Source organism: Microcoleus vaginatus HSN003, assembly GCF_022701255.1.
Classification (GTDB): domain Bacteria; phylum Cyanobacteriota; class Cyanobacteriia; order Cyanobacteriales; family Microcoleaceae; genus Microcoleus; species Microcoleus vaginatus_B.
Window position 1 is genome coordinate 5,722,061 of the sequence record NZ_CP031705.1, and the last position, 21,924, is coordinate 5,743,984.

Sequence of the window (21,924 nt, forward strand, 5' to 3'; positions counted from 1 at the left end):
ACCGCGCCACACGCTTAGAACTTTCTTAATGGCCCAAACCTATGCGGTCTATTACCCCTTCCCTCGGACTTCTTGTTACCCAATCGCCAAGTGAAATGGCCTTGTTCCTTCTTCCTTTTGCTATATGTCTCAGAAAGCAGTCCGGGTAATACAATTAGATTTAGAAACATGAAAACAGGGAAACCTTGTCAAACCTCACTAACAGGATGAAATTTATGCGTGTGACTACTGTTACGATTTTCAGCTTGATTGCTCTGCTCGTTCCCGCGTTGACCAAAAAGGCAACTGCTGCTTTTGACTCCGAACCCTTGGTGCAGGAACAGTACCGCAGAGATTTTACGGCTCCGGCCGATCCGGGTGCGTCAGCATCGCCGGAGGGAAATTCCCAAGGAGATATGTTTCACAAGCCTTTTTACGCGGGCGAGCAGCCAGTGAGAAAGGAAAAAACTATCTCGGCGGGAGCTGACGGGCCAGAAGTTGCAGCCATACAGCAGCGGTTGCAGGTGCACAGTTTCAAGGTGGGGACGATCGACGGTTCCTATGGATCTCGCACCACATCGGCTGTGAGTGCCTTCCAGCAGTCTAAGGGTTTGAAGGCAGATGGCATTGTGGACAAAGAAACTTGGACAGCTTTAGCAACAGATCCGGCGTCTGCTCCTGAAACTGTGCAGAGCAACCCTCCAATTCTGAGCAATGCTGCTGTTCCGGGCAATCCTCCAACTCTTCTCAATAAAGGCGCTGTCGGTTCCAAGGTGAAGACGCTACAGGTGCGTTTGGAAATACAGGGTTACGATCCGGGCCCGATCGACGGCATTTTTGGCGCTCGCACTGCTACGGCTGTCAAGAACTTTCAGAAATTTAAGGGTTTGATGGCGAACGGCATGGTGGACGAAACAACCTGGAAATCGCTCGGCCAAAAGTAAGTGACAAGTAAAAAATACGGAAAATTGCTGTGGCGATAACTCATGATTGAACCCGGTGTCCAAAAATGACCGGGTTTCTCGATGTGGGGCGATCGAGCAATTGGGTCATCAGCCTGGGAATTTATCCGTGGCTCGCTTCCTTCAATCTAAAATCTAAAATCTAAAATCGATTGGGCGATCGAGCAATTGGGTCATCACCCTGCGGATTTATCAGGGGGTCGCTTCCTTCAATCTAAAATCAAAAATCAAAAATCACAAATCGACCGATCGAGCAATTGGGTCATCACCCTGCGGATTTATCAGGGGGTCGCTTCCTTCAATCTAAAATCTATCATCTAAAATCAAAAATCGACTGAGCGAGCAATTGGGTCATCACCCTGCGGATTTATCAGGGTGTCGCTTCCTTCAATCTAAAATCTATAATCTAAAATCAAAAATCGATTGACTGATCGCTTTGTTGTGTGCTATAGTAGTTAAATGTCAAAATGCGGATATGGCGAAATTGGCAGACGCGCCAGATTTAGGTTCTGGTTCCGAAAGGAGTGAAGGTTCAAGTCCTTTTATCCGCATAGCAAATTGTATTCCCAAAGCAAAAACTGTACAGTAACAAATAATTGGTTACTGTATAGGCGGCCATGACGCTACAACGGCTGAGGGAGAAGGAACCGGGGTTTACGAACTCGGTTTCGCTGGGGCGGTTTATGTTGTGCTGCGATTCATTCATAGCGATCGCTCCAAGTGGTAGAGTTTGAGAGGGAGAGTGCGATCGCATCCTTAAAATTTGGTCAGCCTGTGATTCCGGTATGGTTAGATCAGATACATCGGTATTCGGCAAGTAAGTAGGTAGGCGAGGTAAAACACAATTATGTAAACGATTGTACAGTATCCAAATGCCCTAAACGTGGCTAAGTTAGGGGTGTTTACATGCTGTTACATAGCTCTGTTTAATCCCGCTTACCTACTTAGATGATAGCGATGAGGACAAAACCCGAATTTCCCTGCTAAATTCTAAAGAAGTTGAGGCAGAATTGGCAGAACTTCCCGACGACTTCCAGACAGATATTGAGGCAATTATTGATAGTTATGGCGATTTAGATTTAACTTCCCTACTGGCGACAGTTTACGAGAAATATCCCGCTTATGCGAAGAAAAGTAAGCTGAAACAGCGAAAAAAAGCTGATTCCTCAGATACCTAACCTAAAGTTTCTATTAAAAAGAAGGAGTTGTTACAATGTCACCCGATCAAGACGTACCAATTAAAGTTTTACCATCAGGCAGCAATATCGGAATTTTTCTTGACAGCGTTAATGAAAATGCTTATGGAGACTATTTGGAAAAACCCGATGGGTTAGTTGTTCTTCAAGAAGATTTATATATGGTATCAGGTCGCAAAAGAGGCAGACACAGAATGTGTGATGTACAAGCTGATCTCATTATTGATACGCCAACTTTTGCAGGTATAGCAATGGAAGCGGTTGCCTGCGGAGTTGAACCTGATGTTGTTGAACTACAAGAGAATCGATTGATTGTGCAAGTGACAAGTTTAAATAATGCTCTTAACATTGCGACTCGTCGCCTCAAGCCTAAACGTCAGTCAGGTGGAAGGGTATACAGCTATCTAGCTTTTATCTATGATAGGCGTGCCTATTCTATAGAAGCAATCAGAAAAAAGGTTGAAGCAGGAAAGTGGGAATTTCCACCAAACTGATTTTCCTATTAAGCAGCAACTATCGCAATCCTAAATTATCTATGAAGTTTATAGGCTTTTGCCACTTTACCATTTTTGCTAAGGGTGTAAAACACCGCTGACACCACCCATCCGCCCAGACAGAAGGTATCTTAAATCTTGCCCCACAACTTGGGCATTCCGAAAGTAAATTCAATTCGTGGCGATCACATCCTTCTGCCGTCTTAAACTGCCACTCTATTTTGGGGCAAGGAGACTTAGCATAACAACCCGCACACAACCTTGGAGGTTCCATTTTCATACCCACTCCAGCAGGCGGCAACATCTGGACTAAGCGATCGCCCTCCACCCTTACCACAACAGCTAATGCCTCCAACTGCTGAAGAGAAGGAGGGGGATTAAAGCGAAATTTTTCCCAACGGGCGATCGCACCTCCCAACCCCGCCATCTTACCCAACCGAGTCGGCGTTAACTCATTGGCCCGCCGAAACCGCCCCAAAAAAAGGCTCAAACTCTCACCCTCCAACGGTTCCACCCGAAACAGCCAAGGCTGGATTTCTATCGCTTCCATCACTTGTACTCCGCAGCAACTTCATTGAGAGTCTCCAAATCAATCCTTGACAACCCCTTCTTCAAAGCCCGAATCGCCGTCTCCCTAAGAATCATATCCAATAGCCCCACATAACCCCCAGTCGCCTCCCCCAAAGTCTTCAGCATCGCCTTACTAGAAAGATTAGAAGCCACAGGTAACTGCAAAACCTTCTTTTCCCAAACTTCCACCGTCCGCTTAAACTCCTCCCCCGACAACTTACCAAACCGATGACTTGACCGAAAACGGTTATAAACCTGTTCATCCCGCTTAATCACCGCATCTAAGCGATCGGTATCGCTTAAAACCAGCGCTTTTTGAGTTTCTTCAAGTGCGATCGCCTCAAATTTTCCACCAACTGCCGCAACTGGTTCAAATTACCCGCTTCGCCCCCATACTTCCAGCGCACGTAAGCCTGCGAAACTTCATCAATCACCTCAGCTTCATCAGTTGCATGATTCCCGCGCATAGCCTCAGCATACTCCAAAGGCGTTTGAGCGCGAGGTTTCACAAATCCCCTACTCGCCAAATCCTTCAGCATTTCCTGATAAACCCCCTCCACCGGCGGCAACTTCGCAAGCCAGCGGCGGTGGCGCCACTTGCGCCACAGTTGCCAAATTAACCAGCCAATAAAGCCAAAGGCGATCGCAGCAATCAAACCAGTAAATAACCCCACCCAACCCTTAGCAAACTGTCCCAGAAACCAGCCCACAATCAAAGTTATCCAGCCAATTACAAAACCTATGACTGAATCCAGCCCGCTTCTGAGAGGAGTCGGTAGCCAACCCGCGATCCACTTCCAAAACGATTCGATCGCACTAAAAGTCTGGTTGTCTTCCACCGAAGCCGGAATCAACGGATAACCGGGAATCGGATTAAAACCAAACCAGCCATTATTGGGAAAATATACCTCCGTCATCAAGAAAGCATCGGTATTTTTCACAACATAGTAACCAGTAAACGGGTTAAATTCCCCCGTATCGAAGCCACCCGCCAGTCGCGCCGGAATCCCGATCGATCTGAGCATAATTGTCAGTACCGTCGAAAAGTGGTCGGGATATCCACCTGTAACTTTTTTGCCATCCTGGGTATTTTTGTAACCAAACAGAAAACCCTCAACTAAATCTTCACTTTCCTCTAAGTAAGGCAAAGCTTTTTCAATTTTATAATTAGGGTTTTGCTTCAAATATTGAGCTAAGTACAAAGCTTTTTCGTAAGGAGAATCAATCGGTCTGTCCGACTGAGACACTCGATTTCTTGCTGCCAATATTTCTTCAGTTTTTTCTCGCACCTTCTGGGCAATTTTCGGCGGCACATCCAAATAGAAGTTGCGAATATTTTTCGGGTAATTAGTACCAGTTTTCCCCAACAAAGAGCGATCGCGAAAAGGCACATTAGAAATAACTGTATAAGTCACACCCTCTCCCAATTCCGCAGGCGCTCGCAAACCCCCCTCCGCATCAATCGCCGCCTCTGGACTCGGAAAATAAAGCTCCTTCGGCTTGTTTAAAGCCGGAATCAAATTCGGCATTGGAGCAACAATAGTATAACTTTGAATCACCTCTTGAGTCCGAGGCGCATTGGGAAACGGATTCAAATAAAATTGATAAGACCAGCTAGGTCGAGTCAGCTTTTGAGCTTGTTCGTTGCGAGAAATTTCCCAACCCTGACCAGTGTATTTGTCAAAGCCTAATACCCGCCAAAAACCCGCAGCCTGCGATCGCACCCGCATCACCACTTGAGGTTTCATTTCCCCCCGCAAATTTTGATTAATGCGCTGGTTGAAACCGTAATAAAAAGTAGAGTCCACCTCTCCTGGCCCAGAGTCTGGGTTTCTCCCCCTTCCTCCGCCAGTCCCTTTTTCATTTCCCCCTCTGACATACCCTGGATTCAGAATGCTGCGCGAGTCAAACTCCCCCTGATATTCCATAGGAGCACTCACCGGAAAAGTCCGTAACTGATAGCCAGGGAGGCGTGGCAAAAACGCAAAAATAGTCAGCCCCAACCCGACAGTTATCAGCAGCAGCCAAGCAAAATTCTTTGGGGATAAAGTAGCAGCAAATAGCGACAGGCTATCATTTTTTCCTTTACCTTGTGCTTTTTCGCCAATGGCTTCTGGCTTCACAAATCCCAAGCGCGATCGATAATCCAACACCAAAGTCGGAAGTGCTAAAGCCAAAAACAGCAACAACAGCGGCCCAAAAGTCAAGGTTTGGCTGAGAGTTGCTGCTACCCCTAACAAAATTAGCCCGATTACCATCGAATAGCCTAAATCCTTGCGGCGAGGCAAATCGAAACTGTGCAGCACTTGAAGTTGGATTAACAGTTGCGCCAAAACTAACCGCGTATCATTCAATTCTCCCACCAAGCGGCTAAAAAAAGCGAACAGCGCCACCAGCATTCCAATAGCTATGCAGAACTTAGCAGCTACATTGCGATCGCGGCGGCGGTACCAACTCCAAGTTGCTCCCACAATACTAACAGGCACAGCCCACAGGTTCTGGGCTTCTTCAGCAGCAACGTCAGTAGCTACAATCCCCACAATTACCAACAACTGAACTAGGATTCGCAGCAGTAAAGAATCCTCAATCACCGGCGGAGGCATCGCCTCAATCTGCTCCCACAGCTTACCCAAAACAGGTATATTTCGCAGGTTATCAGTTGTCATGTGCACCCATCCAACTATTTTAGATTTTAGATTTTAGATTTTAGATTGAATCCACAGATAAATCTGGGTTTTACCTAATATCTAAATCTTATTTCCCTGTCAAACGATTTTAGATTTTAGATTTTAGATTTTAGATTGAATCCACAGATAAATCTGGGTTTTACCTAATCTCTAAATCTTATTTCTGTGTCAAGCGATTTTAGATTGAATCCACAGATTAACTTCACAGATAAATCTGGGTTTTACCTAATCTCTATTTTTTTGGTTTTCCACGACAGAAGTAGAGGAATTGCATTTGTTTTTGTGTGAGGTCAAACCAGCGAGTAAAAACCTAAATTATTTACTCTAATTACACCTTTCTAGTTGCTATCTTGTCCGGTTAAGATGGGACGAATAGCAAACATCAAAGGTCTAGTCTCGAAGTTTTGGAATCGAACTTCTAGAGCATAAGTCTTGTTCGGTTGTGGGTCAAACAACTCCACACTTAAATGCCCGGAATTCGGACGATGTGCAGTTGCTTCGGCATCTCCTCCCTTGAGTTCCAAACTTCCTGCCCCCGGAAATTGGCACTCAACTCTTAAACACGGCATTGGCTGTTCTCTGTTGTGGTTCGACAGGTATTGAGCTTCCAGAGTCAGCGAACCCAAACCAGTCAGCCACTCCCGCGAAACAGGCGGCTGATTCACAGGACAATCCAAAGTTAGAGACTCAATGATTTCCCTCGCGGCCAACAGCGACAGCACCATTTGTTGATCGGTACTCGCAGCTTCGTAAGTCGGGAAATCTTCTAAATCTAGAAGTCCCCGCAAAGAACCTCGGAGCACTAAACCAGCTAACTCGTTGAGTTCCTGAGAATGGCCGGGAAATAATCCATCTACAGCGCGAACTAACTTCGAGCCTTCCCGCAGCGACGACATTACCAGTTCCTGACAAGGTTCTAGCAGTTGAGCAAAAACCCCTTGGGCGATCGGAATTGGCAGGCGGCCCCACCTGATATTTTGTAGTTGGGGAGTCCAGAGGTGTAGGGGGGGAACCCATTGCGGGGCTACATCGTCTGGGTAATCGTGGTCGTAGCTTTTGAATTCTGTTTCCCAGGGGAACAGCGGCGGGTTAGATTCAATTTCGGCTCTAAGCCTTTCTTTTAACAAGGTCTGAAAACGGTCTTGCACGGTCGGTATTTCTCCAATTGTCTGCGGTTGTGCGGGTGCATTGCTGTGCGCCCCCACTTGATAGTCCAGCGGGTCTGGTTCGTCCCATTCCCAGTATTCCACCCCGGAATTGTCTTCTGTGTCGCCCCACTCTTCTGAGCGAGGGGATGGATTGAGGTTTTCCTCATCTTCGTTAGAGGTATTCGCGATCGGCGCCTGCAATATCCAGTCTAAAAAATGGCGATCGAAAGCCTCTGCATCCCTGTTCGTTTCGTTATTCATCACTAGATGCCCCTTCTCCGGAATCTGAACGATTTCGCAATTCCCAGGCAAGTTCCAGCAATTTAAACCACCGTTTCTGTACCTGGGCTACCGTGCTGCCGAGGCTTTGCGCGATCGCTGACTCTGACAGACCTTGTTGTTTCAACTTTAGCAAACGCTGTCCCTCTGGACCAATTTGCTCGCCAAACGCCTGCCACTGAGAAGGCAGCAAACCCAAATTGCGGTCTAAGTCTGCTTCCAGCCACTGGTGAACGAGTTCCCAGCGATGCGACATGGCGAACCTGAGCAAATGGTACTTGAAGCGCTGCTGCAAATAGTCTCTTTGGCGAGGAGTTATGCCCAAAAGCGACTCTATTTCATTAGTCGGCAAGTCTTGCAAGCGCAGCACGAAGTAATCGGCGCAGTCTTGTTGGTTGCGCTCTTTCAAGTAAGCTACTAATTCCTCAATCACGTTTTGCCGCAGAGATTCTGACTCGTCGCCTAGGGGACGAATTGCCGCCGAACCCTGTCCCGCCATCGCTTCCCGCACCGAGTGCACCGAGGTGTCGTTCCAAGTTTGGTCGGAATCTGAAGCCCCTCCGTCGGCGGCTTGTTCCATATCTACGGAGGTTTCTTTGGGCTGCTGCTGGGAAAAGGTTTGGGCCCGTAAAATAATTAGTTGCTGGCTGCGGTTCCGAGGTAAAGGAATGCGCCGCTTCCCGAAGCGCTCTACAAAGGCCATGTACTCTGCTAGTTCTAACCGAGTGCGGGGACTGTAGGTGGGTGGTAGTTGGGTTTCGCGCCGGAATGCCTTTAAAGCTTCGAGATAAAATCCTTGCAAAAAATCTTTGATCAGTTCTACTCGCGCCTGATAGCTAGACTGCACCTGCGGAGGAGTGATGTAGCGATAGACGATCGCGCTGAGGGTACTGTGCAATTCTACTCGCCCGGGCCCGGAGCCTAAATTGTAATAGTGGAGGCATTGTTGCAAGCGGTGCTGAGCGAGGCTCTGGGCTGAACCTTCTATATCTCCAGAGGCTTGAATCCGCTGGCTTTCTGTGCATATCCTGTTGACTTCTGCTGCGAGTCGCCCTGCTACATCTTGGCAGCTCTGCTCAGACGCGCGAGTGGACTTTGTGAGTTCGTCTAACAGCAGTTGAAATATGGTTTCCACGCTCTGGCAGATTTCCCGCATGATGGTTTACAGCTAACAATGAAATTAGCACAGTTAGTAAAAGTATGGATAAATCTTTCCTACTGCTACTTTACCCCGTCTTCCCCAGAGAGGACAAACTGCAATGCCCTCTATCTCCTCTTCAGTGCAAACACAGAGGACTGCTTTTTTTATCTGTCTTGGACGCGCCATCCCCCCAAAACGGGGTTTCAACAGTTGGCACTACAACGATGCTTCATCAGAGGGTCGCGTTTGACAAAGCCTTCATGCGGGGCGAAAACGCGACACTGCCGTTGATAGCTTCGGCTTAGTGCTGTGGGGGTCACAGCAGCAAGTGTTCCCGAAGGTGAAGCGAGCACACAACTTCTCCCGGTGGTCTACTAGATGGGACAAAGCGTGTCATGGCTGTATTTGTTTGTTAGAGTCGATCGAGGTGACAGTGGCCAACGGTTTTTCAAATCGGTGATGGATAGCTTGGGATGGATTATTCAGGTGATTGTACGATCGCAACATCCAAGGCTTTGTTTTACTGAAAAAAAGAGCCTTGGCTGAACTCACATCTTGCACCATTGTCAGCAACAGGCAAGATGCCTGTTCCACAAGAAAATTTATCCTTTGTGGAACAGGCATCTTGCCTGTTCATAAAATGCTAATTGAGAATGGTGCAAGATCTCAGTTGAACAAACTTTTGCTTCGCTCAATTTAGTATCGAGGGTTGAGCAAGGATGCTCAGCGATTACCGGCTTCCTCACAGGTCATTATATAGATCTCCTTGATTCGGTTTATCGCTATTTAACAAACCCAAGATTATCTGTGTTCATGTAAGCCGATTTGAACCCTATCAAGGGTTCCATCCTAGAAATATTTATACTTTTGGGGCTTAACCATTAAAGTAATCATCAGCCACTTTGGCCATAAAGTTTCGATGGCGATCGCCCGTTTGTTTCTTGGCAGCATCCTTGAACGTCTATCTAACGGTTTGACTCAATATCATTTCTAGCATCCCAATCACACAGCTCAGAACCGCTCATGTCCGAAAATCTGTTTCCTAGCCTTCTAGGATAAATAGGGTTATATTTAATTGCAAGTCCCTTATGTCGTCATTTAAACCCGCTCGCACAATTAAGTGTGTATGAGGTTCGTTAACTTCGGCATAAATTCCTTTATTTTTACTAACAATCAGAGTGCAGCCTTTTTATAGCCGGATTGAGCGGGGGATCACCTGCCGTCCAATCGGTGTAAGCGCCAAACAAAGACCCTCCGGAACAATAAGTTTTATTGCATCTATCTAAGGGTATCAATATTGCGATTACTTTAACCTGAAATGCACATATTTTACTAAAGTTCGATCGTCTTCGATCGTCCTCTGGGTTGATGTAAGTGGCTGGCGAAATTTGTTCTAATAGTAAAGTTAGAGTTGAAGGAACAATTTTCAATGCGTAAGTTAAACATAGGGCTATCTGACGAGCAGCGTGCAGGCGTTATCGAACTATTGAATCACGACCTGGCAGATGCTTATCTGCTGTTAATCAAAACCAAAAAGTATCACTGGGATGTAGTGGGCCCACAGTTTAGATCGCTCCACCAGTTGTGGGAAGAACACTATCAGGCGTTAACATTAAATATCGATGCTATGGCCGAACGGGTGAGAACTTTAGGTGGCTATCCAATTGGTACTGCTGAGGGTTTTCTGAAGTATGGCTCGATTCAAGAACATATCGGCGATTTGCCTTTGGCTACGGAAATGGTAGCGCGTTTAGTTGATGACCACGAAATGATTATTCGCAATCTCCGCCAACACGTTGAACAGTGCGGTGAAGAGTTTAAGGATGATGGAACCGCAGACTTTTTGACTGGTTTGATGGAACAGCACGAGCAAATGGCTTGGATGTTGCGCTCGTTTATTGAAGGGGAATCCCTTGCGCCAGACGGCCAGCAGCCGAAAGCTCAAACTCCTACAGCTTCTCACGCTTAGAGAGATTAAGTAGAAGGAAGAAGTAAGAAGTAAGAGGGAAGAATGGAAAATTTAGATTTTTTTATTTAACCCTCTTTCCTGATTCTTAATCGAGCAACCAGACAGAAGTAAACGCCCTCTAGCTTCCTCACAAACCCGGTTTCTCCAAAAAACCGGGTTTTTCAATGTTGGGTTTATACCAAATCCGGGTTAGCCACCCCCGTTATGATGGCGATTGAGCGCTTTAGGCGCTCAATCGCCATCTGTGTGTTTGCGGCAAGGGAGGAATCAGGAATCTCCCGAACCCTCAAAACTGTTTAACTAAAGGTGAGGCGGGATGCAGCAGGCGCTCAACCAGCCGCAGGCGAGCGACACAGCCGCAGGCGAGCGACAGACAAAAACAGGTGGCGTTCCTGAACTACAATTGTCTTGGTGAGTTAATGGTTCAAACAAAAAGATGACAAGAGTAGCACATCTGGAACCTTACTTGAGTGCTGCACAACTCAAGCATAATTACCGAGAAGCGACCCACCCGATCGAAGCGCGTCGCTGGCAATTACTATGGTTAATTGCGCTGTCCTCAACTATTAAAGAAGCAGCAGCAGTAGTGGGGATTAATTATGACTATGCCAGAGCAATAGTAAAAAGCTACAATCAACAAGGAGAGACAGCAATTCATCTCAAAAAGCAGCCCCCAAAAAAACGTCCCAGCCATGCCTTACTTAACACAGAGCAATTAGAAGAACTGCGTTTAAGTCTCAAAGGAGAATCGCCCGATAGAGGCATCTGGAGTGGGCCAAAAGTCGCATTATGGATCGCCCAAAAAATTGGGAGAAAACAAGTTGGAAAACAGAGGGGTTGGGAATATCTAAAAAAGTGCGGTTACTCACCTCAAAGACCTCGACCCCAACACAAGAAAGGGGATGAAATTGAACAAGAAAAATTTAAAAAAAACTCTTAAACCGAGTGAGGGAACTGCAAAAAGAGTTTCCGTCACACCAGATAGAAGTATGGTCATTTGACGAACATCGAGTAGGACTCAAGCCAATTATCCGTAAAGTGTGGGCACCAATTGGAGAAAGGCCATCAGCAGTTGTTTGTCACCGTTACGAATGGGTATATCTTTACGGATTTGTTAACCCTCCAACGGGAAAAACCGAATGGTTTATCATTCCGAGAGTTAACATAGAATGGTTGAATCTAGTATTAAAAAACTTTGCCGAACAAACAGTGGTCGGAAAATCGAAAATCATCTTGTTAGTCATGGATCGAGCTGGCTGGCATAGGAGCGAGCGAGTGGTTCTACCATCAGGAATTTATGTAGAATATTTACCACCTTACTCTCCGGAACTTCAACCAGCAGAAAGACTCTGGTCTGTGGCGGATGAACCGTTAGTCAATAAAAGTTTTGACAAAATACAAGACTTGGAAGCAGTTCTGGAAGAACGTTGTCAAATTTTATCGACAACCATGACAGAACCCATCAAAAATCTTACCAATTATTATTGGTGGCCACAAAACATCTCCTCTGAAGCAGGGTAGCTGATAATTGTTTGGCATACTTATCTAAATAAATAATCATCAACGAGCGGCCTCGGCTTGCCAAGCGAATAGATTCACTTGGCAAGCTAATTCTTAATAGTTATATTTAGTGAAATTAGTGACATTTTTCCTTCAAAATATACCCTCACTTTAAATTTTTTAAAATAACACAAGCGAGTAGTTTTTTTGTCCTCATAACGGGGGTATGATACCCGGATTTGGTATTATTTAGATTTTCGCTTGGCTAAACTGTTGAGCCGCCTTCTTTCGTATACCTGGGACGGCAACATTCTGTAAACCTTCGCCCGCGTCTCAATCCTAGCAAGTGTCGTCCCTTCACTCGATTCGGATGCTTGTTGTAACTCTAACCCTGATTCAGTTGGCGCTGGAACTATTATTTTTAATATACTTTCTATTGACAGCAGATACAAATTGTGGCGCAAAAGTGCCATTAATAAATCTTCTTTTAAAGCTCGATACAGCCAAGATAATGTACTCCGGTGATTGCCGCTGCGGTTGCTTTTAACAGCTAAGTAAATGTAAAAATTGCTGCTAGACCAGCGATAAATGCTGCTGGGAATTTCGGGATGTTGCTGCCGGACATCTGCCATAATTAAAGAGTAAGATTTTGCCATTACTGCATAGTTGCTAGACATACTACTGGCCATCTGCCGGTAGCCGACTAAATATTTTGGCACTACTTTAAATTGATAATGTTCGGCTATGCGGAGGTAAAGTTCCCAGTCTTCGCAGCCTTGAGCGTTTTCTAGTTTAAGTTTGCAGTTGTAACCGCCGACTTTTGCAAAACAAACGCGGCGGATTAGAGAGGCGCTGGCATTTCCTATAAAATATTTATAAACTAATGCTGTGTAAACTTCTCCTTCGATGGTGGAGTTGTAAAATCCCCCTGTGACCAACAAGCCTTTTTCATTTATATCAACTGACCAGGAATAGACAACTCCGACAGATGGTTCTGAGGAAGTCAGGCATTTCACTTGTTTTTCTAGGTTTTGCGGATACCAAATATCGTCGGCATCGATGGGAGCAATATATTCGCCTTTTGATTTTTCAATTGCTAGGTTGCGAGCGGCGGCGACGCCGGCATTTGACTGCTGCAATAAGCTGACTCGGCTATCTTTTTGAACAAAAGATTTTACGATTTCGGCTGTTGTATCTGTAGAGCCGTCGTCAACTACTAAAACTTCTATGTTTTGATAAGTTTGAAATAACACAGATTCTAAGGTTTTAGCAATAAAGTTTTCAGCGTTGTAAGCTGGTATGATGACTGAAACTAATGGCTGATTTAAATTGTTTTGGGAGGTGTTCATGTAATATAAAAACTTGTTTATGTAAAAGTTTTGGCTCAAAGGGAGCTAGCTAAGGATATGTTAGCAAATTACCAAAGCTCGATCGTACAGCGTCGGAAATTTCAAGACGTATATTTAAAAAAATATATTGCCAAAAGTCATAAAATGTGCATTGAGTCCGCAGGCGCGATCGAGACTTGGTGCAGGAGTCACTCGCGGATGAGGTCTGTAAAAGAAATTGTACCGCGCAAGTGCTGACAGTTCCCGGTGTCCGTATAAACAATGTTTGATTTTATACGGTGTACCTACTTAGAAAACCAAAGTCTTGTGCATTGCAACACAGCCTCACGAAAATGCTGCTGGGGCTTTTTCCCAAGTTTACACAAACAATCCTATATTTAAAGATTTTGTAAAGCTGTTGTCTGCATCAGGTCAGTCTCAGCAAGATATGGCGTAGAATACAGGTATGAATTGGGGAAAATCCAATCGAGAATGCCAGCAAAAAACCTAGTTGAATACAAACAGCAATCGAGTTATAAATAAAAAAGTAGAGCTGATTTTACCCTTAGTAAAGTAGCACAAATAAAATTCCAGCAAATTTTAGCCCCTGCAATTTAAACAATTTAGGTAATGATTTCTACCGCCGACCCCACTGTATCCGTTATTATCCCAGTCCACAACGGGGGCGCTTACTTCCGCACCTGTTTGTCAAAACTGGCTCAAGCTGTGCCCAGACCGATCGAGATTATTGTAGTAGCAGATGGCGAAAGCGACGGTTCCTGGCGTTTGGCCAATGAATTCGGCGCCAAAGTCATCAGGATTCCCGAATGCGGGGGGCCAGCGCGGGCAAGGAATTTGGGTGCCCAGGCTGCAAAGGGAGATATTCTGTTTTTTGTAGATGCTGATGTCGCTGTTTGTCCAGAAGCTGTGGGCTATGCGATATCGGTGTTCAAAAATAATCCTTACTTAGCTGCTTTCATCGGCTCTTACGATGATGCTCCAGGAGATCCCGATTTTCTATCGCAGTACAGGAACTTGCTGCACCACTACGTCCACCAAACAGGTAACGAAGAAGCTTCGACTTTTTGGGGCGCTTGCGGAGTGATTCGCCGGGAAATTTTTTTGCAGATGGGTGGCTTTAATGAGAGTTACCGCCAAGCTTCGATCGAAGATATTGAGTTCGGCTACCGTTTGAAACAAGCAGGTTATAACATTCGGCTGTGCAAAACATTGCAGGTGAAACATTTAAAGCAGTGGAAACCGATGGGTATGGTAAAAGCTGACTTTTTCTACCGAGCACTGCCTTGGACAGAACTGATTTGGCGCGATCGCAAATTGAATAACGACCTCAACTTGCAAGTTTCAAACCGCATCAGCGTGATTTTAACTTATGCAGTCCTGCTGGCAATTTTGGGAACCTGCTGGTCGCTGAGCTTTCTCCTACTGGCTGGTTTGTTGGCCATACCACTGGTAGCAATTAATGCACCACTTTACCGATTTTTCCACCGTAAACACGGTATCCTATTTGCCCTGAAAACTATTCCGTGGCACTGGCTTTTCTACTTTTACAGCGGACTGGCATTCGCGATCGGCACGGGTCGCTACTTATACCAAAAAAAGCCTGTGACTGGCAAAGTTAGCTTGCCAGTATCGGCTCAATAAATCAAGGCAAATTGTGCTTAAACATCAGGTCGATCGAGAGTTTCTCAGGGTATTCACGGGTGCATCTCTCCCTTTGACAAGTTATAAATAACTGTATAGTTTCGATAAAAAAGCTGGAGGTAGGCTGAGTGAAACATTATCCTGTTGCGATCGTCGGTGCAGGCCCTGCGGGCTTGACTGCGGCCTACGAGCTCGTCAAGCAAGGCATTATCCCTGTTGTACTAGAAAAAGGTGATAAAGTTGGGGGAATAGCTCGCACCGAAACCTACAAAGGCTATCGTTTCGACATTGGCGGCCACCGCTTTTATACTAAAGTTGAAGCCGTGCAGCAGTTGTGGCAAGAGGTACTGGGAAATGAGTTTATTAAAGTGCCACGATTGTCGCGAATTTTTTATCGAGGTAAATTTTTTAACTATCCGATCAGTGCCTTCAATACTCTCTTTAATTTAGGCATAATTGAGAGTATGCTGATTATTTTGAGTTATGTGAAAGTGAGAATTTGGCCACTTACAGAAGAAAAAACTTTTGAACAGTGGGTGATCAATCGTTTTGGCGAACGCTTGTATAAAACATTTTTTAAGACTTACACAGAAAAAGTTTGGGGCATTCCTTGTTCGGAAATTCAAGCAGATTGGGCGGCGCAGCGGATTAAAGGATTGTCGCTGACGACAGCAATTATTAATGCTTTGTTTGGCAGCAACGACACTAAAACATTAATCAAAGAATTTGATTATCCGGCTTTGGGGCCGGGGATGATGTGGGAAAAGTTCGCGGAAGCTGTGGAGAATAAAGACGGCAAAGTTTATCTGGATACTAAAGTGATTAGCTTTGAGCGTGAAGGTAATAAGATTAAAAGTATTACTGCGGAGCAAAACGGAGAAGTAGTTCAATATTCTGCGGATAATTTCATTACGAGTATGCCGATATCGGCACTGGTAGCAAGACTGAAACCGCAGCCACCAGAAGAGGTGCTGCACGCCGCGCGATCGCTCAAATATCGAGATTTTTTGATTGTATCACTGATTGTCAATCGCAAGGATTTGTTTCCTGACAACTGGATTTACATTCACTCCCCCGAAGTCAAAGTGGGACGAATTCAAAACTTTAAGAATTGGAGCGCCGCTTTAGTTCCCGACGCCAGCAAAAGTTGTTTGGGAATGGAATATTTCTGTAGCGTAGGCGACGAGGTTTGGGAAATGTCGGACGCGCAACTTATCGAATTAGCAACTCGCGAGTTGGTTGGTTTGGGTTTAGCAACAACTGCCGAGGTTGAAGATGGAGTTGTCATACGGCAACCCAAAGCTTATCCAGTTTATGATGGCGAATATCGAGGACACTTGCAGGTACTTGAAGGTTTTGTGAAGGGAATTGAGAATTTGCAGACGATCGGGAGAAACGGTATGCACCGATACAACAACCAAGACCATTCCATGCTGACGGGAATGCTGGCTGTGAGAAATATTCTCGGCGAAAAGCACGATTTGTGGGATGTGAATACTGAGCGATCGTACTATGAAGACTTTAGTGTCGATCGCTCAAAAGAAAAAAGCGATTCGTCTTTAATCTCGCAATCAAGCTGATTTGACGCTGCAGGGTTGAGGAAGGGAAAGGAAATCTGTATTTTCCTTTCCTTTTTAGTTTTTAACTGGTTGAACCGGTTTTAACTGGTTCCCCGGAAGCTCCTGGAAACCCATTGACCGAGGCTCTGCCTCGTTTCCTGACCTGGTACGCCTTCCCAGGTTACGGGAACGAGAGAAGAAGCTTGTTGCAGCGGTGTATCTTTAAGAGTTCATGTAAAACTTGAAAATCTGTGCTAACTCTTGACTTACAGACTTAGAGAGTGGAAATATGCTAAGACGCAAGCAACAAACGAACCAACCTATGAACTTTTCCCAGAAGTCAGGGGGCAAAAGTCCCACACCCCCAAAAACCAACTCAACACAGAATCTCGGCGTCGGAGGATTGCGGAAATTACTTTTTGCCGCCGGAATAGCCTCTTTGTGCACTAGCTGTCAAAATCCTCCAGCACCCACCGCCACAACTCCCGGAGGCAGCCCCGGAACCAGTCCCGCAGCCACTCCCGTCGCAGTCAGCAGCCCCGGAGATCCAAATACTGTCAAAATTGTCTCCATGCTGCCGATGACAGGCAGCGCTTTGGGTCAAGCTCAAACACTGGTCAACGGCATCCAACAAGCACTGGCAGAAACCGACTCCAAAGCTTGCGACGGCAAAATCCAAATCCAATACGAAGTTTACGATGACGCCACCGCCGCCGCCGGCAAATGGGACCCGGCCCAAGTAACGTCCAACTCCAACAAAGCCGTCGCTGACAGTTCGGTAGTTGCCGTCATCGGTCACTATAACTCCGGTGCCGCCAAACTTTCCATTCCCGTGCTCAACCAAGCTAACATCGTCATGATCAGTCCGGCCAACACTTATCCGGGACTGACTAAACCAGGAAAAGGCGAACCCAAAGAACCGAACGTTTATTATCCCGCTGGCACTCGTAATTTCACCCGCGTTGTCCCCGCTGACGACCTTCAAGGGGCTGTAGCTGGCAACTGGGCGAAATCTTTAGGCGTGCAAAAAGTCTACATTCTCGACGACCAAGAACTCTACGGCAAAGGCATCGCTGATGTTTTTGAAGCAACTGCTAAAAAGTTGGGAATTCAAGTCCTCGGAAGAGAGGGAATTGATATTAGAGCTAGCGACTACAAGGCGTTAATGAATAAAATCAAAGCTTTAAATCCCGACATGATTTACTTCGGTGGCACTACTCAGAGCAATGCCGGACAAATAATTAAAGACATGAGAAATGTCGGAATGACGCCTGAGGCAGTTAAATTCATGGGCCCTGACGGCATTCAAGATAAAGCTTTAATTGACGCGGCAGGCAAAGATGCCGAAGGAATTTACGCTACTTTTGGCGGCTTGCCTCCTCAAGAATTGACTGGTGCGGGCGCCAAGTGGTACACAAGTTACAAGGCAAAATATAATGCTGAACCGGAAGCTTATGCAGCTTACGCCTATGAAGCTACTAAAGTTGCGATCGGCGCAATTAATAAAGTTTGCAAAAATGACCGCGCTGCTATCCGTGAAGCTGTGTTGGCAACTAAAGATTTTAACGGGGTACTCGGGACTTGGAGTTTTGACACCAACGGCGACACGAGCTTGACTACAATGTCAGGAAATGTGGTTAAAGGTGGCAAGTGGGAGTTCGTGAATGCGCTCAAGACGGAATAATTAATCAGAAGGAAGAGGGAAGAGGAAGAAGGAAGAAGGAAGAGGGAAGAGGAAGAAGGAAGAAAAATCATTCAAGTTGTTTGATTTCCCAATTCCCAATTTCCTATTTCCCCTTCCCTATTTCGCCTTCCTAATTTGCAATTACCAATTCCCAATTACTCAAAAACATGAAGAACTGGAAAAGTATTCTCTTATATCTAGGTGTAGTTTATATAGTTTTGCTATTAGGCCCGATCGCAGGATTTGATTTGCCAAAAATCGTTGGAGAAATAGTCAGCCGTCCTGAAGTTTTTATCCAACAATTATTAGTTGGTCTTGTCAACGGCGCGCTGATTGCAATTATTGCTTTGGGTTACACTATGGTTTATGGCATTATTGAGTTAATCAATTTTGCTCACGGCGATTTGTATATGTTGGGGGCTTTTGCTTCCCTAACTGTGTTCGGGGCTTTTGGCATTCAAGATGGCGCATCTTTAGGTACTGCTATACCGGTGATGTTAGTCGCTTTAATTGTATGTTCGGTGTTTTGTGCTGGGCTGAATATTGTTGTGGAAAAGTACGCTTATCGGCCTTTGCGAAATGCTCCCCGTTTGGCTCCTTTAATTTCAGCGATTGGAGTTTCTTTTATTTTCCAAAATATGGGCCTGTTTTGGGGAGGATTGAAAGCTTTTATTCCGGTGATGGGTTCTAACTCGGCAGCTCCGAAAAGTTTTCCCGATTTGTTGCCACGAGTTGATATTCTCAAATTTTTGGGAATTCAAACGAGTATTGTATTTACTACCAAAGATTTAATTGTGTTGGTAGTGGCGGTTGTATTGATGGTTTTGCTTCATGTTTTTGTCCAGTACACTCGTCTGGGAAAGGCGATGCGGGCAACTGCTCAAAGCCGCGATGCCGCTAAAATTATGGGAATTAATGTGGATCAGATTATTGCTCTGACTTTTTTGATTGGGGGAGCTTTGGCTGGTTCGGCTGGGATTCTGGTTGGTCTGTACAACAATACTATTGTGTTTACGATGGGGTTTACGGCGGGTTTGAGGGCTTTTACGGCGGCGGTTTTGGGGGGGATTGGCAATATTGTGGGGGCGATGTTAGGAGGGGTTTTGATTGGGTTGCTTTCGTCTTTGAGCGATCAGTATTTGTCAAGCCGTTGGACTAATGCTTGGGTGTTTGGGGTTTTGGTGGTGATTTTGGCTTTTCGTCCAGGGGGCTTGTTGGGCGAGAATGTTCAGGAAAAGGTTTAAAATTGCATGGTTTAAATAATGGCAAGAGACATTTAAGTAGATCTAAAAAAACATCGCACCCAGATCCCCGGCTTCTTTAAGAAGTTGGGGAACTAAAAGCGATCGCGTTTTACGTTTTTGTTTTACGTTTTAAATATTCCCTGGTTTGAGCCAGCCAAAAACTTCGCCTAAAGTCAACTGCATTTCCGGCATAAAGTTGGGCATCGGAAGTATATCTGTTGGTTCTTGCAATGAAATCGGCTGCTGCCTTGCGGGATAGGCTAAAATGTTTTTTTCATCCGGATCGAGCAACCAACCCATCTGACAACCGGCATTCAAACAGTGCAAAATATTGTTTGTGACTTTGGTTGGGCTTTGGGCTGGGGACAAAATTTCTATTGTCCAGTCTGGGTGAGCATTAAATGTATTGGCAATTTCGCCGTCAGCGTCTAGGGGAATGCGATTCCAAACAAAAATCGCGACATCGGGGACAATAGAACGTCCGCCAAAGGTGCAGCGAAGTTCTGGTAGGGCTAGGGCAATTTGCGGTTTCTCTGCGATGTCGTTGGTGACTGTTACGAGTCTGCATTGTAGTTTGCTGTGTTTTCCTTGGGGCAGAGGTTTTTGGACGATCGCACCTTTGATGTATTCGCTAGCGGGTTTGGTTTCTGGGAGTTGCAAAAACTCGTCCAGGCTGATAGTTTTTTGAGGTGCTTCTACCATATAGCGATCGCCCGTTTGAAGTGTGTTGGGGTAACAGTTCCAGTATATTTGAAGTTTCGTCACTTTTGGTGCAATAATCGGACTCAAAAGACTCTAAACTGTAGCTAGCCGGATCGACCGTTTCCACGATAAGCAGTCGATCACATTCATTGAGGCAGAATTTGGCACGGCCCGCGTCAGTCGCATCTATAAACTGCGATTCCTAGCATTCTTTCATCTAACTACTGATTAATGACTAATAACTTCTTCCTATGTCAAAAAAACTAATTAAAGCAATTAAATCGACTGGTATTTTAGGGGCGATCGCCTCTTTGACTGTTTTGCTATTCGGCGGTTGGAGTGGCACCGTAATCGGCTGGCTGATGGGTACGGCGGCGGGCTTTATTAGCTGTCGGGAGCAGAAGGTTTACAGCCCGAAAATGGGTGCGACTATCGGCAGTTTAGCGGGATTGGGATTTGGAGTTTGGCTATTAATTGCGAGTGTGTTAGAAGGGGTTTTGATTAGACCTTTTTCTGGGCAATCGGCTGTGGCTTTGCCGACTACGCTGCTGTACGGGATTTGCAGTTTGACGATCGCAATTTTGACAGCTACGTTAATGGGTGCTTTGCAGGGTTTGCAGGGAGAACGCCAGCGGCTGGCAACTCTGGTGACATTAGCTTTTATTCTAATTCTGTTTCCGTTTATCGACATTCAGGCTCAGACTGGCTGGATTGCTACTGTAGTACAGATTCAAATCTTTATTATGTTGGCGCTGGGTTTGAATATTACTGTGGGTTTTGCGGGTTTGTTGGATTTGGGATATGCGGCGTTTTTTGCGATCGGCGCTTACACGACTGCTTTGCTATCTTCTGGGCAGTTAAATATTACTTGGAACTTTTGGGTGGTATTGCCGATCGCGGCTGGTGTAGCTGCGATCGCGGGCGTAATCCTGGGTATTCCGACACTGCGACTCAGGGGCGATTATTTGGCGATTGTTACCCTCGGTTTTGGCGAAATTATCCCGGTTGTCTTTAGGAATTTAACCGCGATTCGCATCGACGAACCAGTCTCGAAGATTGTTGCTGCTGTTTTGGGTAAACCTGAGTTGGTGCTGTGTCTGGTTGGGTGCGATCGACCTTTTAACCTCACCGGCGGCGAAGCGGGAATAAACCCGATCGGGCGTCCATCTCTCCCCATTGTCGGTACTTTCAGCACGGGCAACTACTTTCCCTGGTACTACCTAATTTTGCTGCTAGTTGTCTTCGCTTACTTCATGATTTCGCGGCTGCGAGATTCCCGCTTGGGCAGGGCGTGGAATGCCATGCGCGAAGATGAATTAGCGGCTAGTGCGATGGGGATTAACCTGGTCAAAACCAAACTTTCGGCTTTTGCGATGGGAGCGACGTTTTCAGGCTTTGCAGGCGCGTTTTACGCCGCCTATATCAGCGCGATTTTTCCCAGCGTTTTCGATTTCTCGGTGTCGGTAATCATCCTGTGTATGGTGATTTTAGGCGGTTTGGGGAACATGACGGGGGTGATTTTGGGCGCTATCATTATCATGTCTGCAGATCGGCTTTATTTGCCACAATTAGCGCAAGTCCTCAAGGGTTTTCTGAATACTTTTGTACTCCCCAGGATTGCAATTCCCCAGTTACGAGACTTTCTGGCAACCAGTTTAGATCCGATTCAAATGCGCTTATTTCTATTCGGCCTAACTCTTGTTGTCATGATGCTCGTGCGGCCGGAGGGGCTGATTCCTGATAAGATACACCAAGCTGAACTGCATTCGGATGCTGAAGCGAGCAATGAGTCTTTAGCGGATGCGAGAAGTCAATAAACG

Annotated in this window: 21 protein-coding genes and 1 tRNA gene; 14 read left to right on the forward strand and 8 right to left on the reverse strand. The window is 45.8% G+C overall.

What is annotated here, in order from left to right:
* Positions 1-215: 215 nt before the first annotated feature.
* From D0A37_RS24635 to D0A37_RS24650, 4 genes are all read left to right on the forward strand, one after another.
* The gene (locus D0A37_RS24635) at positions 216-923 is read left to right on the forward strand and encodes a peptidoglycan-binding domain-containing protein (RefSeq protein WP_242718408.1); all 708 of its coding nucleotides are present in this window, start codon (positions 216-218) and stop codon (positions 921-923) included.
* Between the two features lie 487 nt (positions 924-1,410).
* A tRNA-Leu gene (locus D0A37_RS24640) sits at positions 1,411-1,492 on the forward strand.
* 459 nt (positions 1,493-1,951) lie between these two features.
* A complete protein-coding gene (locus D0A37_RS24645) occupies positions 1,952-2,119 on the forward strand; it encodes a hypothetical protein (protein ID WP_242718410.1) in 168 nt (55 codons plus the stop codon).
* Positions 2,120-2,154: 35 nt separating this feature from the next.
* Entirely contained in the window at positions 2,155-2,631 is a 477-nt protein-coding gene (locus tag D0A37_RS24650) for a hypothetical protein (protein WP_242718412.1), read from the forward strand.
* 19 nt (positions 2,632-2,650) lie between these two features.
* Here D0A37_RS24650 and D0A37_RS24655 read toward each other — a convergent pair whose 3' ends face one another.
* From D0A37_RS24655 to D0A37_RS24680, 6 genes are all read right to left on the reverse strand, one after another.
* Entirely contained in the window at positions 2,651-3,181 is a 531-nt protein-coding gene (locus tag D0A37_RS24655; protein ID WP_242718414.1) for a TniQ family protein, read from the reverse strand.
* The gene (locus D0A37_RS24660) at positions 3,181-3,477 is read right to left on the reverse strand and encodes a TniB family NTP-binding protein (protein WP_242718416.1); all 297 of its coding nucleotides are present in this window, start codon (positions 3,475-3,477) and stop codon (positions 3,181-3,183) included. The genes D0A37_RS24655 and D0A37_RS24660 overlap by 1 nt, the downstream gene beginning before the upstream one ends.
* 23 nt (positions 3,478-3,500) lie before the next feature.
* Positions 3,501-5,867 (reverse strand): transglutaminaseTgpA domain-containing protein, encoded by a 2,367-nt coding sequence (locus tag D0A37_RS24665; RefSeq protein ID WP_242718418.1) that lies wholly within the window; start codon positions 5,865-5,867, stop codon positions 3,501-3,503.
* 359 nt (positions 5,868-6,226) lie between these two features.
* Positions 6,227-7,297 carry a hypothetical protein gene (locus D0A37_RS24670; protein ID WP_242718420.1) on the reverse strand — a complete coding sequence of 357 codons (1,071 nt, stop codon included), beginning with the start codon at positions 7,295-7,297 and terminating at the stop codon, positions 6,227-6,229.
* Positions 7,290-8,471: a heterocyst differentiation protein HetZ gene (gene hetZ / locus D0A37_RS24675; RefSeq protein ID WP_242718422.1), complete on the reverse strand. Its 1,182-nt coding sequence runs from the start codon at positions 8,469-8,471 to the stop codon at positions 7,290-7,292. Before hetZ ends, D0A37_RS24670 begins: the two co-directional genes overlap by 8 nt.
* Positions 8,472-8,849: 378 nt before the next feature.
* Positions 8,850-9,080, reverse strand: coding sequence for a hypothetical protein (locus D0A37_RS24680; RefSeq protein ID WP_242718424.1), 231 nt, complete (start codon positions 9,078-9,080; stop codon positions 8,850-8,852).
* A gap of 805 nt (positions 9,081-9,885) precedes the next feature.
* On the opposite strand from D0A37_RS24680, the gene D0A37_RS24685 reads away from it, so the two are divergent.
* The 3 genes from D0A37_RS24685 to D0A37_RS24695 all read left to right on the forward strand — a co-directional run bounded on the left by D0A37_RS24685 (position 9,886) and on the right by D0A37_RS24695 (position 11,946).
* Positions 9,886-10,425 carry a Dps family protein gene (locus tag D0A37_RS24685; protein WP_242718426.1) on the forward strand — a complete coding sequence of 180 codons (540 nt, stop codon included), beginning with the start codon at positions 9,886-9,888 and terminating at the stop codon, positions 10,423-10,425.
* A 436-nt stretch (positions 10,426-10,861) separates the two neighbouring features.
* Complete coding sequence (locus D0A37_RS24690; protein ID WP_242718428.1) at positions 10,862-11,365, forward strand: helix-turn-helix domain-containing protein; 504 nt, start codon at positions 10,862-10,864, stop codon at positions 11,363-11,365.
* A gap of 5 nt (positions 11,366-11,370) precedes the next feature.
* Positions 11,371-11,946 (forward strand): IS630 family transposase, encoded by a 576-nt coding sequence (locus tag D0A37_RS24695; RefSeq protein WP_242718430.1) that lies wholly within the window; start codon positions 11,371-11,373, stop codon positions 11,944-11,946.
* 224 nt (positions 11,947-12,170) lie between these two features.
* Here D0A37_RS24695 and D0A37_RS24700 read toward each other — a convergent pair whose 3' ends face one another.
* On the reverse strand, positions 12,171-13,274 hold the full coding sequence (locus D0A37_RS24700) for a glycosyltransferase family 2 protein (protein WP_242718432.1): 1,104 nt from the start codon (positions 13,272-13,274) through the stop codon (positions 12,171-12,173).
* Positions 13,275-13,331: 57 nt separating this feature from the next.
* On the opposite strand from D0A37_RS24700, the gene D0A37_RS24705 reads away from it, so the two are divergent.
* The 6 genes from D0A37_RS24705 (at position 13,332) to D0A37_RS24730 (ending at position 19,402) form a co-directional block, all read left to right on the forward strand.
* A complete protein-coding gene (locus D0A37_RS24705; protein ID WP_242718434.1) occupies positions 13,332-13,511 on the forward strand; it encodes a hypothetical protein in 180 nt (59 codons plus the stop codon).
* Between the two features lie 372 nt (positions 13,512-13,883).
* Complete coding sequence (locus D0A37_RS24710) at positions 13,884-14,915, forward strand: glycosyltransferase family 2 protein (RefSeq protein WP_242718436.1); 1,032 nt, start codon at positions 13,884-13,886, stop codon at positions 14,913-14,915.
* A 128-nt stretch (positions 14,916-15,043) separates the two neighbouring features.
* Positions 15,044-16,495, forward strand: coding sequence for an NAD(P)/FAD-dependent oxidoreductase (locus tag D0A37_RS24715; RefSeq protein WP_242718438.1), 1,452 nt, complete (start codon positions 15,044-15,046; stop codon positions 16,493-16,495).
* A 268-nt stretch (positions 16,496-16,763) separates the two neighbouring features.
* A complete protein-coding gene (locus D0A37_RS24720; protein WP_242718440.1) occupies positions 16,764-18,158 on the forward strand; it encodes a branched-chain amino acid ABC transporter substrate-binding protein in 1,395 nt (464 codons plus the stop codon).
* Positions 18,125-18,292 carry a hypothetical protein gene (locus tag D0A37_RS24725; RefSeq protein ID WP_242718442.1) on the forward strand — a complete coding sequence of 56 codons (168 nt, stop codon included), beginning with the start codon at positions 18,125-18,127 and terminating at the stop codon, positions 18,290-18,292. The genes D0A37_RS24720 and D0A37_RS24725 overlap by 34 nt, the downstream gene beginning before the upstream one ends.
* 33 nt (positions 18,293-18,325) lie before the next feature.
* A complete protein-coding gene (locus D0A37_RS24730) occupies positions 18,326-19,402 on the forward strand; it encodes a branched-chain amino acid ABC transporter permease (protein WP_242718444.1) in 1,077 nt (358 codons plus the stop codon).
* A gap of 129 nt (positions 19,403-19,531) precedes the next feature.
* On the opposite strand, the gene D0A37_RS24735 is transcribed toward D0A37_RS24730, so the two are convergent.
* Positions 19,532-20,104, reverse strand: a complete 573-nt coding sequence (locus D0A37_RS24735) for a Uma2 family endonuclease (protein ID WP_242725743.1) — start codon at positions 20,102-20,104, stop codon at positions 19,532-19,534.
* Between the two features lie 251 nt (positions 20,105-20,355).
* On the opposite strand from D0A37_RS24735, the gene D0A37_RS24740 reads away from it, so the two are divergent.
* On the forward strand, positions 20,356-21,921 hold the full coding sequence (locus tag D0A37_RS24740; protein WP_242718446.1) for an ABC transporter permease subunit: 1,566 nt from the start codon (positions 20,356-20,358) through the stop codon (positions 21,919-21,921).
* The last annotated feature ends 3 nt before the right edge of the window (positions 21,922-21,924 follow it).